The sequence below is a fragment of the Allorhodopirellula heiligendammensis genome (assembly GCF_007860105.1).
In the GTDB taxonomy this organism is placed as follows: Bacteria; Planctomycetota; Planctomycetia; order Pirellulales; family Pirellulaceae; genus Rhodopirellula; species Rhodopirellula heiligendammensis.
Genome location: NZ_SJPU01000001.1, coordinates 1,838,691 through 1,855,045, shown reverse-complemented (window position 1 = coordinate 1,855,045; position 16,355 = coordinate 1,838,691). Strand labels below are relative to the sequence as shown.

General features: G+C 57.2%; 15 protein-coding genes. 9 read left to right on the top strand and 6 right to left on the bottom strand.

What is annotated here, in order from left to right; genetic code table 11:
- Positions 1–49 precede the first annotated feature (49 nt).
- The 5 genes from secG to Poly21_RS06995 all read left to right on the top strand — a co-directional run bounded on the left by secG (position 50) and on the right by Poly21_RS06995 (position 4,248).
- A complete protein-coding gene (gene secG, locus Poly21_RS07015) occupies positions 50–637 on the top strand; it encodes a preprotein translocase subunit SecG (RefSeq protein WP_146406170.1) in 588 nt (195 codons plus the stop codon).
- Positions 638–753: 116 nt separating this feature from the next.
- Positions 754–1,722 carry a YicC/YloC family endoribonuclease gene (locus tag Poly21_RS07010; RefSeq protein WP_302117935.1) on the top strand — a complete coding sequence of 323 codons (969 nt, stop codon included), beginning with the start codon at positions 754–756 and terminating at the stop codon, positions 1,720–1,722.
- Between the two features lie 50 nt (positions 1,723–1,772).
- Positions 1,773–2,384, top strand: coding sequence for a guanylate kinase (gmk, locus tag Poly21_RS07005; RefSeq protein WP_146406929.1), 612 nt, complete (start codon positions 1,773–1,775; stop codon positions 2,382–2,384).
- Entirely contained in the window at positions 2,369–2,641 is a 273-nt protein-coding gene (locus Poly21_RS07000) for a DNA-directed RNA polymerase subunit omega (RefSeq protein WP_146406169.1), read from the top strand. The genes gmk and Poly21_RS07000 overlap by 16 nt, the downstream gene beginning before the upstream one ends.
- A 275-nt stretch (positions 2,642–2,916) precedes the next feature.
- Positions 2,917–4,248, top strand: coding sequence for a PQQ-binding-like beta-propeller repeat protein (locus tag Poly21_RS06995; RefSeq protein ID WP_146406168.1), 1,332 nt, complete (start codon positions 2,917–2,919; stop codon positions 4,246–4,248).
- Between the two features lie 108 nt (positions 4,249–4,356).
- On the opposite strand, the gene uppS is transcribed toward Poly21_RS06995, so the two are convergent.
- Positions 4,357–5,109 (bottom strand): polyprenyl diphosphate synthase, encoded by a 753-nt coding sequence (gene uppS, locus Poly21_RS06990; RefSeq protein WP_146406928.1) that lies wholly within the window; start codon positions 5,107–5,109, stop codon positions 4,357–4,359.
- 38 nt (positions 5,110–5,147) lie between these two features.
- Positions 5,148–6,416: a nickel-dependent putative hexonate epimerase gene (locus tag Poly21_RS06985; protein ID WP_146406167.1), complete on the bottom strand. Its 1,269-nt coding sequence runs from the start codon at positions 6,414–6,416 to the stop codon at positions 5,148–5,150.
- 168 nt (positions 6,417–6,584) lie between these two features.
- Here Poly21_RS06985 and Poly21_RS06980 point away from each other — a divergent pair, with 168 nt between their 5' ends.
- From Poly21_RS06980 to Poly21_RS06970, 3 genes are all read left to right on the top strand, one after another.
- On the top strand, positions 6,585–7,502 hold the full coding sequence (locus tag Poly21_RS06980; RefSeq protein ID WP_146406166.1) for an ATP-binding response regulator: 918 nt from the start codon (positions 6,585–6,587) through the stop codon (positions 7,500–7,502).
- 218 nt (positions 7,503–7,720) lie between these two features.
- Positions 7,721–10,225, top strand: a complete 2,505-nt coding sequence (locus Poly21_RS06975; protein ID WP_146406165.1) for a PAS domain-containing hybrid sensor histidine kinase/response regulator — start codon at positions 7,721–7,723, stop codon at positions 10,223–10,225.
- 212 nt (positions 10,226–10,437) lie between these two features.
- Complete coding sequence (locus Poly21_RS06970; protein ID WP_146406164.1) at positions 10,438–11,160, top strand: 3-keto-disaccharide hydrolase; 723 nt, start codon at positions 10,438–10,440, stop codon at positions 11,158–11,160.
- A 218-nt stretch (positions 11,161–11,378) separates the two neighbouring features.
- Here Poly21_RS06970 and Poly21_RS06965 read toward each other — a convergent pair whose 3' ends face one another.
- On the bottom strand, positions 11,379–12,326 hold the full coding sequence (locus Poly21_RS06965; protein WP_302117933.1) for a hypothetical protein: 948 nt from the start codon (positions 12,324–12,326) through the stop codon (positions 11,379–11,381).
- A gap of 113 nt (positions 12,327–12,439) precedes the next feature.
- Here Poly21_RS06965 and polX point away from each other — a divergent pair, with 113 nt between their 5' ends.
- Positions 12,440–14,164, top strand: coding sequence for a DNA polymerase/3'-5' exonuclease PolX (gene polX / locus Poly21_RS06960; protein ID WP_146406163.1), 1,725 nt, complete (start codon positions 12,440–12,442; stop codon positions 14,162–14,164).
- 142 nt (positions 14,165–14,306) lie between these two features.
- Here polX and Poly21_RS06955 read toward each other — a convergent pair whose 3' ends face one another.
- From Poly21_RS06955 to Poly21_RS06945, 3 genes are all read right to left on the bottom strand, one after another.
- Positions 14,307–14,792, bottom strand: coding sequence for a hypothetical protein (locus tag Poly21_RS06955; protein ID WP_146406162.1), 486 nt, complete (start codon positions 14,790–14,792; stop codon positions 14,307–14,309).
- A gap of 119 nt (positions 14,793–14,911) precedes the next feature.
- The gene (locus tag Poly21_RS06950; RefSeq protein ID WP_146406161.1) at positions 14,912–15,379 is read right to left on the bottom strand and encodes a biopolymer transporter ExbD; all 468 of its coding nucleotides are present in this window, start codon (positions 15,377–15,379) and stop codon (positions 14,912–14,914) included.
- A complete protein-coding gene (locus Poly21_RS06945; protein WP_146406160.1) occupies positions 15,376–15,837 on the bottom strand; it encodes an ExbD/TolR family protein in 462 nt (153 codons plus the stop codon). Before Poly21_RS06945 ends, Poly21_RS06950 begins: the two co-directional genes overlap by 4 nt.
- Positions 15,838–16,355 lie beyond the last annotated feature (518 nt).

Below are 16,355 nucleotides of genomic sequence, written 5' to 3'. Positions count from 1 at the left end.
GGCTAGAGGCTAGTAGCTAATAGCTAGCAGCTTTTTCAAAGACCAAAGCATGATCCATTCCATCGATTTCACTCAGTTTTGCCTGCTGGGCAGCTTCGTCAGCATGTTGTTGGGAATGCTGATGGCGTTCCTTTCCCTGTTTTTGATTCTGCTGATTTTGCTGCAGCGCGGTCGCGGTGGTGGTCTGGCGGGTGCTCTTGGTGGTGCAGGCGGCCAGAGCGCCTTCGGTAGCAAGGCGGGAGATACCTTCACGGTTCTGACCGTTTCCCTCGCTGGCATCTGGATTTTCGTGTGTGCGTTTGCGATGTGGGAACTCGGCCCGCATATGACCTCGACGGCGTCGCTGGAGTCTGACCTTTCTGCCGGACCTGGCGACGATGAAGCCGCCGACACATCGAGTGGATTGGTAATCCCCACTTCCGACGATCAAGACAGCGATGCAGAGGATGCCACGCTCGTGCCAGCGGATGCCGAGGCCGAGGCGCCTGCCGAAACCGAAGGTACGGTTGTGCCGACTGAAACCCCAGACGCGAGCGAAGCAACGCCGCCAAGCGACGACGCAGCATCCTCCGAGACCGCTCCGGCGGAAGCGGAAGCCGCAGATGCTGAGCCAGCTACTGAAACCGCCGCAGAGTAGCAACGGTTCAAGTCATCAGCACGGACGCAAACGCTGGTGGATCGTTGACAAGATCCACCACGCGCAATCCCGTCATTTCTGTGCCTCCCTCACTCCCATCTCCCCACTCATACTGCATGCCTGAGCAACCCTACCCGCATTTACGAAGCATGACTGGGCAGGGCCGGAGCGAAGTCAGCAGCGAGGCGGGGACACTCGTTATCGAGTTGCGATCGGTCAATCATCGTGGACTGAAGCTCGTGCTGCGCACCAACGATGCGTTGTCGGCCCACGAGTCTGAGATTTCGGCAGGCCTCCGTGGTCAGATTGAACGCGGAACGGTGACCGTCCATGCCACGTTGAAGCCACCACCGGGGCAAGATCTGCCACGGATCAACCAAGCTGTCGTGAAGGCCTACGCCAGCCAGTTGGCTGCTGCGACGGGGCAGCAGCTATCTGTGCCGACACAAATCGATTTGAGCGCCCTGCTGACGTTGCCGGGGGTGCTGACGGGTGACAGGGATGATGACTGCGACGACGCGCAGGTCGAGCAGCGGCGGCAGCTGGTGGCCGAAGGCGTGGCGTTGGCAGTGCAGCGATTCAATCACATGCGGCATCACGAAGCAGTTGCCATGGCCCGGGTGCTGCAAGCAGATCTCGAGATGATTGGTGGGCGTGCTCAAACGATCCTAGGGCTCGCACCAACGGTGATTCAGCGGTACCGTGACCGGTTGACTGAAAAGATCCAGAAGGCACTCGCTGAGCAACATCTGCCCACCGATCCAGTGGATATCATCCGTGAAGTTCAGATTTTTGCCGATCGCAGTGACATCAGCGAAGAGCTCACCCGGCTGGCCAGCCACCTAGAGTTATTCGGGGGTGTGTTGGCGGGCACGCACGCAGCGGATCAGACCCGTGGCGAGAACGACGCCCAGGGGGCGGCGAATGAAGCGGTGGGACGAAAATTGGATTTTGTTATTCAAGAAATGTTCCGCGAGACCAACACCATTGGCAGCAAAGCGGGTAACGCTGAGATTGCTGAACATATTGTCGAAATCAAATGTGCGATTGAGCGGATGCGCGAACTCGTCCAGAATTTGGAGTGAACGCCACCATGACCATCCAAACCAATCCCAACGTACTGGATCACCGTCCCATGTCACATGGAAAAACGGCTCATCCGGGCCAACTCGTGATCATTTCCGGCCCCAGCGGTGCGGGCAAGTCGACCGTCACCACCCGACTGCGAGAAGTCTGTCAGCTGCCACTGGCGACGTCAATTTCCGCAACCACCCGCCTGCCCCGAGACGGCGAAGTGGACGGAAAGGATTATTTTTTCGTCAGCGAGAGCGAGTTCATGCGTCGCCGCGAAGCGGGTGAATTCCTCGAATGCAAGCAGGTTTTCAGCCAAGGGCACTGGTATGGCACCCTCGCTGAGCAAGTTGCCACTGGTCTAAACGCAGGGAAGTGGGTAATTTTAGAGATCGACGTGCAGGGTGCGATGAGCGTGATGGCGGATTCCCGTTACGCCCCCATCTCCATTTTCATCCACCCCGGCAGCATGAGCGAACTCGAGCGACGCCTCCGCACCCGGGGCACCGAAGCTGAGGACGCGATCCAGTCGCGACTCGAAACCGCCGCTGGCGAAATGGAATTCCGCCACGTCTACCTCCATGAAGTCATCAATGAGAACGTCGACCGCACTGTCGACGAAATCTGCCACCTCTTGCAAATCCACAAGGAATCCTCGCCATGCTCGAAGAACTAAAAGAAGAAGAAATTGTCAACAAGGTGGGCGGACGGTTCAAACTTTCCACATTGATCCAAAAGCGATTGGTCCAGCTCAATCAGGGCTCGCGAGCGCTCGTGAACATCGATACCCACGATAAGATGTCGATCGTGTTGCAAGAGATCGTGCAGAACAAGATCTTTCTCAACCTCGACAACGAAATTGAACAGGCCGACGATTTGGATGCCATCATCGCTGCTGCTGAAGCACCCGAACTGGATGCATCAGACCTGTAGTAGTCGCTTGGGGCCGTTGTCCCGAACGAGGCCATTGACGCCTGGTTAGCTGAAGTCGCAACGATTCGCTAATGGAGTCCCCCATGGGACGCGAACGGCCTGCCGGGGACGCGCGTCCCCGGTCCGGCGTCCTGGGCACATGCTTCCGTCCCTACCGGGACTCAGGCAGCTATCTCGGATCTGCGAAATTACCTGCGATACCGTGTGAAAACATCACGGATTCGCGCCCAGTGCCGGATCGACTTTCCGCTACCGCTTTCCCATCGAGCATTGCCATGACGAGATTCTTGCACGCGCGACCCCTGACGCTGCTTACCATCGTCTCCTGTTGCTGGCTCAGTTTAGCCACCGAGGGTCTGGCGGAAGATTGGCCGCAATGGCGAGGGACCCATCGAGATGGTGTGGTTGCGATGGACGTGCCGTTGATCGAGACGCTGCCGTCCGGACAGCTACCATTGTCCTGGAGCGTACCGCTGGGCGCAGGGTATTCGGGCCCAACGGTCGTGGCGGACCGGGTGTACGTGATGGATCGCCAATCCGACGACGCTCGAGACAGTCGCGAGCGGGTGCTGTGTTTTGATGCCGCGACAGGGGAGGTCGTGTGGACTCACGAATACCAGGCACCTTACACAATTCAGTACACGGCAGGCCCGCGCGCTGCCGTGACGGTTCACGATGGTCGTGCGATTTCCGTCGGTGCCATGGGACATCTGCATTGTTTGGACGCCGCCACGGGCGAGGTGCTGTGGAAGCATGACCTCGAGAACGAGTATGACGCCAAATTGCCGATATGGGGCATTGCTGGAGCTCCGCTGGTCTACGACGATCTCGTGATTCAAATAGCGTCGGGCTCCGATGGGGCTTGTGTTCTGGCGTTCGACCTGGAGACGGGGCAAGAACGCTGGAGAGCACTCGACGATCCAGCCGGGTACAGTGCTCCCATTGTGATCCGGCAAGGCGATCAGGATGTGGTCGTATGCTGGACCGGTGCCAGTATCACGGGTTTGGACCCGCAGTCGGGTGATGTGTTTTGGCGAGTCGCGATGCCGTCACGCAATATGCCGATCGGCGTGCCCACGCCGATCTCTGACGGTGAGCACTTGTTCGTGACTTCGTTCTATGACGGTTCGATGATGATCGGGCTCGATCCTGCGAAGCCGAGCGCGACCAAGCTGTGGCATCGGGTGGGCGTCGACGAGAAAAACACGGACGCGCTGCAGTCCATCATCAGCACGCCTCTTTTTAAGGGCGACCATATCTATGGCGTGGACAGCTATGGTGAGCTGCGTTGCTTGAAAAAGAGCAACGGGGATCGGGTGTGGGAAGACCTGACCGCCGTGCCACGCAATCGTTGGGGAACCATCCACATCATGAAGTATGGCGACGATGAGATTATGCTCAATGATCAAGGTGATTTGATCTTCGCGACCCTTTCTCCAGCAGGCTATGCAGAGCATTCTCGCACCCATTTGCTCGACCCCACCCGTCGTCAGTTGCCCCGACGCAACGGCGTCACATGGTCGCATCCCGCGATTGCTGACGGCTACATCTATGCCCGCAGCGATGACGAGCTCGTGCGAGGTTCGCTACGAAAAAGTGACCGCTGACGGCCTGATGCTCGTCGCCTAGGGGCGTTGTCTTGGGGCATTGTCTTGGGGCGTTGTCTTGGGCGAGTGAATCGATCTTGGGTGGGGCCGCGGGGCCAACCAAGAATCTTACGCTTCCAGGCCGCCGAAGCGACGGGTGCGTTCGCCAAAATCGGCGAGGGCGTCACGAAAATCAGCCTCTTCAAATTCGGGCCAGCATTTCGAGGTGAACCAGAGTTCGGCGTAGCTGAGTTGCCACAGTAGGAAGTTGCTGATCCGCATATCACCGCCAGTGCGGATCATGAGGTCAACTTCGGCCAACCCATCGGTATCCAATCGGTTTGTGATCGCTTGCTCGTCGATCGCATCCGCTGTAATCCGGCCGTCCACAGCATCTTGAGCGAGTGAACGGGCGACGCGGCTGAGTTCATCACGGCCGCCATAATCGACTGCGAGTACGAGTTCGGTGCCGGTGTTATCTCGGCACAGTTCTTGGGTCCGTTCGACTTCCTCGAGCACGCCCGCATCGAGCCGATCGACCCTCCCAATGAAGCGTAGCCGGAGGTTGTTTTCCATCAGCGTCGCTCGTTCTTCAATCAGATACTGCCGCAGGAGCTGCATGAGAAAATCGAGTTCGTGCTGCGGGCGTTTCCAGTTTTCACTCGAGAAGCAATAGAGCGTCAGCGCTTCAAGCTTGAGCCGCGCCGCTAACTCCGTCGTGCTACGAACGGTGTTGACACCGCGTCGATGCCCTTCGATCCGCGGCAATCCTCGGTTCTGGGCCCAACGCCCGTTTCCATCCATGATGATGGCAACGTGCTTGGGCATCGATACTGCCGCTTCGCGAGGGGGAGCATTGGTCGCGGACTGTGAACTCTGCATTTCGATTGACTGCGAGGAGTGAGTGGGCATTCGGAGTCTTATCCTAGCGGTGCTTCCCACAAACCCAAGGCTGGGTTTTGCACAAAGTAGAACTCAGATCCATCAATGTCTTCGTGGAAACCATCTTGGAGCTTGTTGACATCGTACCGCTGGAGCAGTTCGTCGAGGTTGCCCGGCGTGAAGCCGACCGAGCGAATTTCCTCGTCGGTCAACTTACCCGCCGCATAGACAACCTCGAAACGATTTTCTGGTGAACCGTGGACGAGGTGTGCCGCAGCGGACGGGTCGGCGGCCAAGTCCTCGTTGTTGGCAAACAGTTCCATGACTTCCGCCTTCGTTCGATAGCCGTACTTCCGAATCAGTTGGTCGATGCGTTTGTCTTCACCGAACTCCTCGACTGCAGGCCCAAGAACCGTCAGGCGACCACCCGTGGCGACGGCCTTGCGAGTCCTGTAAATCGCCTTATTGCCTAACCATGTGCTTTTGAATTCACGCGGGTCCAGATAGGCAACCACGTGCTGAGGGGCTCGAGGCAGGTGCGTGATATTGACTTGGCGAGCCAACTCCGCGGCGGCAAAGAAGGTGTCGTGATCGTCACCGATGTACAAACCACGAGTCAGTTTGGTGCCGTCCTTGAGTTGTTCGATAACCGTCAATGCGTAGAGCAGCGGCAGGTCTTGGCAGAAGTGGTCTTGCGCGTAGTTGAGGATCTGCCGTAGCGGCGTGTTTGCAATACCCAGTGTATCGTCGATGCCGACCATCGCGCTGAGATAGTGGCTCTCGTTGATTCCGGCGACGCCCCCGGTCCCGACGAACACGTTCTTGTTGTAGTTCGCCATTCCGATGACTTCATGCGGGACGACTTGGCCGATGGAAAAGATCAAGTCGTGGTCGCCGTCGCGCAGTAGCCGGTTGACTTGCGCGGGCCAAGCATTTTGATAGATACCGCCGGTGACTTCGGAAACGTATTCTGCAGGCACCTCACCGAGTTGCACGACATCGTCGCGCCAACGGTGGGCGCGAAACAAGTCATGGGGCACGCCTGGGAACATGTGGTCGAGCTGCGCCGGTGTCATCGGCGAATGTGTTCCGAGTGCCGGCATGATGTCCGATACCCTGTCGCCAAGAAGTTCATGCGAAAGAACGGTCAGTTCACCAGCCCGGCTAAACAAGCGGGTTTGGTCAGGTGGCAGTAGCAGCACCTTGTTCGGTCTTGAAATCGCATCGAAGGTGGTCTTCAGAGCGTCCCGCAAGTCGTCGGTATCCAGCGCCGTCGTGGGCGATCCGTTGGCGTAATAGATGGTCACGTTTCAGCGATCCAGTCAAGTGGAAGGGGGGGAATAGGCGTCGGCTACTGGTTTTACTCGCCGGGGCGCGATATTGTTTGAAGTAAGATCCTATCCGAAAAGGGGGTGACCGTTTTCAGATAGGTACTTAGCTGCCCGCGAATAGTTCATCACAAAAGGACGAACACCATGGCTAGGATCCTACTCGTCGAAGACAGTCCCACCCAGGCGGCTCAAATCCGGATACTCTTAGAAGCGGCCAATCACGACGTGGGGCACGCCTTGAACGGTCGCTTAGCACTCGAGGAATTGCACAGTCGATCGTTCGACATTGTCGTCACCGACCTTGAGATGCCGGAGCTCAATGGTTTGCAGTTGGTCGAGCAGATGCGAGACGACTTTTCGCACGTACCCAGCATCCTGGTGACCGGCCATGGCAGTGAGGAATTGGCCGCCGAAGCCCTGCAGCTCGGGGCGGCCGGTTACGTGCCAAAGAATCGCATCGACGAGATGCTCAACAATACCATTGTGGATGTGTTGGGGGTGATCCGTACTGATGCCAGTTATGCGAAGTTGATTTCAACGCTGCGCAAGAACGTTTTTATATTCGAGTTGCCCAACGACCCCATGCTCATTTCGCCACTGGTCGGGTTGCTTATGCAGGTCAGTTCAGGCATGGAGCTGTTACCGAGCATCGACATGGTCCGATTGGGCGTGGCCGTTGAACATGCGGTGGCCAACGCCATGGTGCATGGGAACTTGCAGATCCCCTTGGACCAGTGCCCTAGCCACCACGATTTGGCACGGTATGGAGAGATGAGCCCTGCGATGCAACAGCGAATCAAAGAGTCGCCCTATTGCGATCGTACCGTGCGCGTCGAAGCCATCGCCCAGACCGATCAAGTTCGCGTCATTGTCACCGACCAGGGCGATGGATTTGACACGACGACTGTACCGAAAAAAGGGCAGTTTGATCCCAAGTCCCTGTCGGAAGATTGCGAGGCGCCTCACGGCCAGGGTTTCATTTTGATGACCAGCTTTGTCGACGAACTGGTTTACAATGAAAAAGGAAACCAAGTCACCTTAGTCAAACGCTGTCGTGTGTGATCGGTCTGGCGTGATCCAGGATCGCAGTCAGGAAACGTTTCCAATGGATTAACACAGCGCGGGGTGAACTCATCATGAACACGCATCGTCCCCTATCAGCGTTGACGACGACCTCCGAGCCCTGCCCGACGCCCATGTTTCCACGGTGGTCTTTCACCGGGCTGATTCGAAGAACATGTCCGTCAATTGTAAATTTAATTTTTTTGTCGTCCTAAGTTATGTCTGACTCTGACGCAGCGAGCGATCCCATGGAACGTGAGTTTCAAAGCTCGGCTACCTACCGAGCTTTGGCGAATAGTTTGCCGCTGAGCGTCTTAATCAAAGCCTGTGATGGGCGGCGAGTGTTCGCCAACAGCGCTTATCTAAAATGGCGTGGAGTGCGATGGGAGGACGTTGCGGGGAAGGTGGACGCCGAGTTGTTCCCGCCCGAAATCGCGCAACAGTACTCTGCTGACGATCGGGTCGTGCTCGCTGGAGGTGGCTCCAGTCAAACCGTGGAGCGTACCCGCATGGCGGATGGTAGCCTCGGATGGATTGAGCGAGTGAAGAGTCCAATTCACGACGCCAGCGGTCGATTGATTGGGTTGCAGGTTCTGTTTTGGGATGTGACGGCGCGGGTCGAAGCGGAGGAGAAAAGTCGCTTTGAACAGTCACTGCTTAAGACGCTCCTCGAAACCATTCCGGACTCAATCTATTTCAAAGATTTGGAGAGCCGTTACCTCCGCGTCAGCGGCGCGATGGCGGAAAAGTTCGGCTACGTCGATGACGAAGCGATTCTGGGACTGACCGATGCTGATATGTTTACGCCCGAACATGCTCAGCAAGCCCTCGATGACGAACATCGTGTCATCCAATCGGGAGAGGCCTTGGTGGATCGCGTGGAGCGTGAAACTTGGCCGGATCGAGACGATACGTGGTGCTTGACGACGAAGATGCCGCTCCGCAGTGATACCGGCGAGATCATGGGAACGTGCGGCATCTCTCGCGACATCACTGCGCTTAAACGCAGCGAAGCCGCTCTCCAAGAAGCGGTCCGCATGGCTGATGCAGCCAATCGTGCCAAGAGTGAGTTCCTGGCCAATATGAGCCACGAGATTCGGACGCCCATGAATGCGATGGTGGGCATGGCTGATCTGCTAGCTCAGACGCCCCTCAGTGAGGACCAACACGAGTACGTCGATACGATTCGTCGCTCCTCCGATTCACTGCTGCGACTGCTCAATGACATTCTCGATTTCTCCAAGATTGAAGCCCGTAAGCTGGAGCTGGAATCAATCGTGTTCTCACTGGGATACGAGATCCAAGCCGCCATCTCCACACTGACGTACCAAGCCACCGAGAAGGGGATCAAGCTTCATTACACGAGCGATGCGTCCCTGCCCAACCATTATATCGGCGATCCGGGACGGCTCCGCCAAGTTCTTGTCAACCTGATCGGCAACGCGGTCAAGTTTACCGATCGTGGCAATGTCACCATTGAGGTCCGGGGATTAACACCTGCAGAGGCGAGCGATCTTGCGACGAGCGAAACGCCCGTGGCCGGAACAGTGTCTTCTTCAGCCGCGTTCCGCATCAGTATTGTCGATACAGGCATCGGCATTCCACCCGCGCAGCAGGCGGCGGTACTGGCGCCGTTCACGCAAGCGGACGCGTCGACCACGAGGCGTTTTGGAGGGACGGGACTGGGGCTGAGTATCACCCGCCAACTCGTTGAATTGATGGGCGGTAAACTACAACTCGAAAGTGAAGTGGGCATCGGGACCAAGTTCTATTTTGATCTCCGCATGCCGACCGCCGATGACCATGCGGCGTTTCAATACGATGCCTATCAAGACGACGATCTTGTTGTCCAGGAGTCGCAGCCAACGCAGCGACTGCGGGTCCTTGTCGCGGAGGACGGTGTTACCAACCAACACGTGATTGCGGGTCTGCTGCGGTCTCTCGGTCACGAATGTTCGATCGCCGGTGACGGCCGCGAAGCGTTTGTGAAATGGCGCAGTGAGCCGTTTGACTTGGTGTTGATGGATATGCACATGCCGGTCATGGATGGCCCTGCGGCCACCCGCGCGATACGCCAGCAAGAACTGGGCAGTGACGATCACATTCCCATTATCGCGTTGACCGCCGCTGCGATGGCCGAAGATGCTCGGCTGTGTCGGGAGTCGGGAATGGACGAGTTCCTCACGAAACCGATCCGTCGTCGTCGCCTCCAGGAAATTCTGGCTTGCATCCATCCCATTCATCCCGCCGCGTTGATGGTCGAAGATACCGATGCGGGGCCCGCCGGAGACCATCCCTGCCGCAGTGCATCGTCTGGTGACGGGGACGACGTCATCCCATTGGCTTGCAAAGAGCTCTCACTGAGCGATGCCCATGCAGGATGTTTGGATCTGGATTCTGCTCGTTCACGGATCCCCGGTGGCGTTTCGGGCGTGCTGCGTTTAGCCGCCGTCTTCCGTCAAGAGTGCCAGTGTTTAGTGGGCGAACTGCAGAAAGACATCGCCGCCGGTGATCATGACGCCGCCCGGCGCAATGCACACACACTCAAAGGTGCCTGCAGCCTACTCGGTGCCAATTTACTGCAGTCGGTTGTCTGCGAAATTGAAGCGGAAGCGGGAAGTCAAGGGTTGGCCGATCCCGCCCAGTCGCAGCGGCTGCTGGAATCTCTTCAAGGTGAGTCTGCTCGCGTTCTCGATGCGGTCGATGAGCTGCTCACGACGTAGGCGGATCGACTACAATACACCGCGTCGCTCGTAGGACGCATCTCCTCAGGACGCGGAGAGGGCCGGTTCCCCCCGGCCGCCCGCCCCGTCGATGGCCGGTAGAATGCAGCCCCATGGTATGCCGCAGTCTGGGAGATCATGGTGCGCCAAAACGCTAGCGGCAGTGGAGCCTCTCCTCAGCTCGTACCCCCTTTCCACCCTAGAGACCTTTCATGAAACGACCTTGGACTATTTTCACTTTACTGCTGTTCGTAATGCCTCCCTTGCTACCGCTGACGGCAAATGGTGACGAGCCCGATACAGCGACCGCTTCGGAGTCAGAGTGGGAAACACTTTTTGACGGTGAATCCACTGCGGCGTGGCGAAACTACAAGCAAGACGATCTCGGCAGTGGTTGGCAAGTTGTCGATGGAGCCCTCGTGAAAACTGCCAAACGCGCCGGCGATATCATCACACGAGAAAAATTCAATGCGTTTGAATTGGAACTCGAATTTAAGATCTCCCCCGGCGGCAACAGTGGCGTGATGTACCACGTCGTCGAAACAGACGGTCCACCGTGGCACACCGGCCCCGAGATCCAAATCCAGGACAACGTCGCCGGACATGATCCCCAGAAGTGTGGCTGGCTTTACCAGTTCTATTCGAGCGACAAGGACGCTACCAAGCCAGCGGGTCAGTGGAATAAACTCCGCGTCGTGATCTCCCCAGAAGGTTGTCAGCACGTTGTGAACGGCGTGGAATATTTTACCTATAAAATTGGCAGCGACGATTGGAATCAAAAACTTGCCGAGAGTAAGTTCGGGAAGCTACCCGGTTTCGGTGCTGCCGGTTCCGGCCACATCTGTCTGCAGGATCACGGTGACGAAGTTGCCTATCGCAATATTCGCGTTCGCCGTCTGGATAAATCCTTCCCGACAGAGACCTCAAGCAAGTGATGACCTCAGACAAGTGATGACCTGAGGCAAATGATGGCCTCAGGCGACTGATCGTGTCCTCGCGACAGGTCAACGCTTGAGCGATGCACACGTGCCTCATGGACATGGACACTCACCGCCCCGCTGACAAGGCGGGTGGTGCAACTCATGGTGTCGATGCGGCGGGGATCGTGGGGGCTGCTCGCGGGGACTGAGCATGTCCAACGCACAGGGGTTCCTTAGGAAATCGGACGCAGTTGTTCTAGCGGCACATACCAGCGGGTGTACCGTCCCCCGTCGCTGAACTTTTCTCCTTTGGGGTCGCTCACCAAGACGGTCGCACGGCGGGTTATCCGATTGACACGCCCCACGACCTTGGAGCCATTGCTGTGAAAGTAGACCGTATCACCCACGCGAATATTGAATTTGGCAGCTGCTCGTTCACGCTGGGTGATGAGGTCGTGCTGATAGTCCGTATGAGCGAAAAACGCGTTGGCAATTCCTTGAAATCGAGACTGGGAGCAATTGCCGGTATTCCAGATCAGCATTTCGATTAAATGGGTCATCTCGTGCTCGGCGACCCGTTGCATCGCTTCCAAGCGATCATTGCACTTCCGTCCCGTCACTGTCACCGGACGATTGACGTCTTCAAAAGTCTGGAAGAGCAACGTTGAAGATAGAATCAGTTCGAACGTCCTCGGAGCATTCTTGTGTCCATTGGGATAGTGGGTGACCAGCTTGCCGGCGGCGCTGGTCATTCGTGAAGAGAATTTGAAGTCGAGGCCTTCGGCTTTCGCGACGGGCAGCACACGTGATTCAAAGAACGCTTCGTCCATCAGGTGAATCAGTCGAACCAGGTCATCGCGTCCGACCCGGCGGAAATTGGGACGATCGATCGCGCGGCTCAGTCGCAGCATCTCCGCATGGATTCTTGCTTGCTCCGCATGGATCTTTTCGCGACTCGGTTGATTCTGGCGAAGCCAAATTGCTAATCCGGTGAGCGCGGCCGGGTCGCGGGGATTCACGACGGCTGATTGCCGCCGTGGACACGCTGGCGCAGTGACTGATGTCCGTCCCGCCAGCGCCGGTAATGCGGGGCTGGCCGCATTGTGAACGTAATTGCCTGTCGCCTCTGAAACTTGGCCACCGACAGGACGCTTGTGACGTCGACGAGGAATTGCTGTCATGTGTTAAAATCCATTGAGAAGCCTATCCTTCCTGTTCGAATGCTTTGATTCGGCTCTCTAGTCTACCCGATTCTTACACGCTCAGTCTCCCTTTCCTTAGAGGACGTTCCCTGATGGACAATTCCGCGATCGCGGCAGTATTTGAGGAGCTCGCCGAATTGCTCGAGTTTCGCGGCGAGAATCCATTTCGCATCCGCGCCTATCAGAACGGAGCGAGGGCGATTCGCGATCTTGATGAACCGGTCGCTCAAATCGCGGATGACCCAGAACGCGATCTTGCCGCTCTAGCGGGCATCGGCAAGACTTTGGCTGAAAAAATTACCGTCCTCCTCGAAACCGGTTCGCTGCCGCAACTGACTGAGTTGCGGCAGACGGTTCCCGAAATCGTAATCGCAATGGCTCGCATTCCAGGGTTGGGGGCTAAGAAGGCGAGTAAATTGCATGCGGAACTGAGTGTGGAGTCGCTCGACGATCTCGCTGCAGCCTGTCATGCGGGGAAGGTCGCGACGATCAAGGGTTTTGGCAAGAAAACCGAGAGCACCATACTGGCGGGGCTCGCCATCGCGAAAGCTGCCTCGGAGCGAATTTATTGGGCGGCGGCGGACGATATTACCTACGAACTCGGGATGTACATGCAGGGCTGCGATGGCATCTCGCAGCTGCAGTGGGCGGGCAGCTATCGCCGCGGACGCGAGACCGTCGGTGATCTCGACCTGCTGGCCGTGGCTGAGGATCGCTCGGCTGCGATGGACTACTTGGAAGCCTACCCAGGACGCGTTTCCACGATCGCTCGCGGGGATACAAAAATCTCGATTCGACTCGCCAAGGCGTTCCAGGTCGATATGCGGTTGGTCGACGCCGAGCAATTTGGCGCGGCGCTGCAGTACTTCACCGGCAGTCAAGCACACAATATTCACGTCCGCAAAATCGCGAAAGAACGTGGATTGAAAATCAACGAGTACGGTGTCTTTCAGATCGACGACGAGACGCGCATCGCCGGTGCCACTGAAGAGGAAGTTTATGCGGCAGTCGGGCTGCCAGTGATTGCACCGGAGCTGCGAGAGGATCGGCAGGAGTTCATCTGGGCCGAGAAAGATGAACTGCCTGAACTGATCAAACTCGAGGATATCCGCGGCGATCTTCACATGCACACGTCCGCCACCGATGGCCAGAACACGATCCGTGAAATGGCCGATGCTGCGATTGAACGAGGACTGCAGTACATTGCGATCACCGACCACAGCCAACGAGTCAGCGTCGCGCGAGGGCTCTCGGGTGACCAGCTACTCGAGCAATGGAAAATCGTGAGCGAGATTCAATCGGAGTACGAGGGGCGATTAAGGATTCTACGTGGCATCGAATGTGACATTTTGGAAGCGGGCGGGATGGACTTGCCCGATGAAGTGCTCAGCCAAGCCGACTGGGTGTTGGCGAGTGTGCATTTCGGACAAAAACAGTCCCGAGATCAGATCACCGACCGCATTCTAGGGGCGATCGAAAATCCCCATGTCGACTGCGTCGCTCACCCCACGGGTCGGTTGATCAACCGGCGGGAAGCCTACGAGGTCGACATGGATGCTCTCATGCAGGCGGCCCGGCAGCATGGCAAGTTTCTCGAACTCAACGCCAACCCCGCCCGACTGGATCTCAATGACATCCATCTGGCTGCTGCCAAACGGCTGCGGATTCCCATCGTGATCAATACCGACGCACACCACGTCGACGGACTTGCGGTTATGCGGTTCGGCATCACCCAGGCCCGCCGGGGTGGCCTGACGGCGAGCGATGTCGCCAACACACTCGATTTTGAGGCGTTTGAAAAACAATTGAATTCATGAATACAGCGTGATGCAGGTTCAGTCCTCGAGGCTGGCTTAGTCCTCGCTGTTGATTCAGTACTCGAGGCGGGCTCAGTCCTCATGCCTGACTCAAGAAGAGGTTGGCGTTGGTCCCTGATGCTTGGGCGTGGCTCTCCGCAGGCTAGTCCTCAGCGATGAATTGCCACGATTCGTCCAGGGGCACGTGCGACCAGAGATTGAATGGCGGGTCTACCGGACCGCACTGGACAAATCCTGTCGAGCCGCGTGAATCGTCTTCGGTCCACAGGCAGACGACGTTGTTGTAATAGACTTCGGCTTTCTGAATGCGAAACAGGCCAATGGTGCAGGGTGTCTGGGGTGCATCTCCATTGCGAATCTGGCTGGCGACCTGATCGAATGCGGGGCGAGACACGCCATACGCCATTCGCATGGGCCAGTTTGATACAGCGACCGAAACCAAGAAGACGATCGCCGCCAAACCGATGACCGCATTGCGACGAGATCGGCAAACAAGAATGAGGGGCGCGAAGATGAGTGCAAACACGGCACAGGACAATCTGATCGCAACTGGCTCAAGTGGCCAGAGAGACACGATCAACGCAAAGACCGGCGACAATGCACACGCGAACAGGATTGCCTTTTGCATTTGGATGTTGTTCGTACTAGATACGTTACGGGTCGATGTGCGGGCGGCGTCACGAGGATCGTACCATAGTTCCGCTCGGGGGACAAAGTTTGCCGAGGCGGAAGGTGTAACCTGTCCCGTCAATCAACGGCAAAGAGCACGCGCGGAAATCCAAACCCGATCGCATGGTCGTACACTTCGATGCAGTCCTCGAAGTCGACGCTGTCATCGGGGTCCACGATCAGGAGGGGACTGGTCGGCAACGAGGCGATTCGTTGCAATTTAGAAATCAGCTCGCTGAGCGTGGCAGCCTCGACTGCGCCAATTTGGTACCGCAGCCCGTCCGCCCCGGCGAGGATGCGGACGACCACTTCTTCGCGGCGTGGTTCTTGGTCATCCAGTGTCGATTCTGGTGGCGCTGAGCCGTCGTCCATCGCAATCGCTTGAGCGGCTTTCGCGGGCATCGCGATTTGGCTGGCGATGTCTCGCTCGGGTTCATCAAAACTGCTCGTCCAAACGAAGAACACGAGCAAGAGAAAGACCACATCGATCATCGACGTCATCCCCGGTTCGTTGTCATTGGCGTCGCGGCGATGCGGGGCTTTCATGGCGTGGACACCTGCGGTGATTGACGATCCTGTGGGCTGACGACAATCGCGACGTTTGCCACACCTTGCTCGGCCAGTTCTTTGAGGATCGGTTCGACGTCGCCGTAGGGTATCGCCCGATCGATTCGCAATCGCACGCTGGTGGAATGCGGTGATCGAGTGCGTGATTGTCGATAGGCGATGAGTCGATCAGGGAGGTTCTCGATCGGCACGAGTTCGCTGCCGAAGAAAAACTTTCCTGCCGCATCGAGGGTGAGTGTTAGCGGAGCGAGGTCAGCATCGCCGAGCTCCCCACCCGCGGCCTGGGCGAGCATGACGGGGTGTCGGTTTTCCTGACGTGACAGGTGGCTGGAGACAAGAAAAAAGATGATCAGCAGAAAGACGATGTCGATCATCGGTGTCATCGAGATCCGATCTTGCCCACGCGACGTAGAGCGTTGGGGAAGCGGTGATTTCATGGGAACTCAACAGCGTCCTGAAGGGCAAGTGGCATGCGTGCGTGAGCACAACAAGCTTACCTGAAATCACGTGCCCGAGCCATTGAGAACCGTCCCGATCAGGGGCGAAAGTGCGTGACGATCAAGTGCTGTCACTCAGCCAGCCAATGGCGGGTTAGTCGCGCCGCTGAACCGCTCAGGGGTGCCGTGAAACCCGGCCGATTCTAATGCTTTGCTAGCAAAAAATGCCTTTGCTAGCACTACCTGTAGTGTTTTTTTGAGTCGTTTTCGCAAGATGTCGAATTCGCTGGCCATGGCTTGCCTAGGTTTCTAATTTCCCTGCACGTCGGACGCGTCACTTTGCCGCGCCGCCCAATCCCCCCTACGCGAAAGGACGATTCGGATCGAATCACCTTGACTCACGACGAGTCATGCCAACGTTCGATGGATTTGCCTCTCTCGCTCTCAAATGATGGATGTCAGGGGAAGAGGTTCGCAAAGTTCTTCGATGTTTAGTGATTAGACTCAGGTGGCAGCAT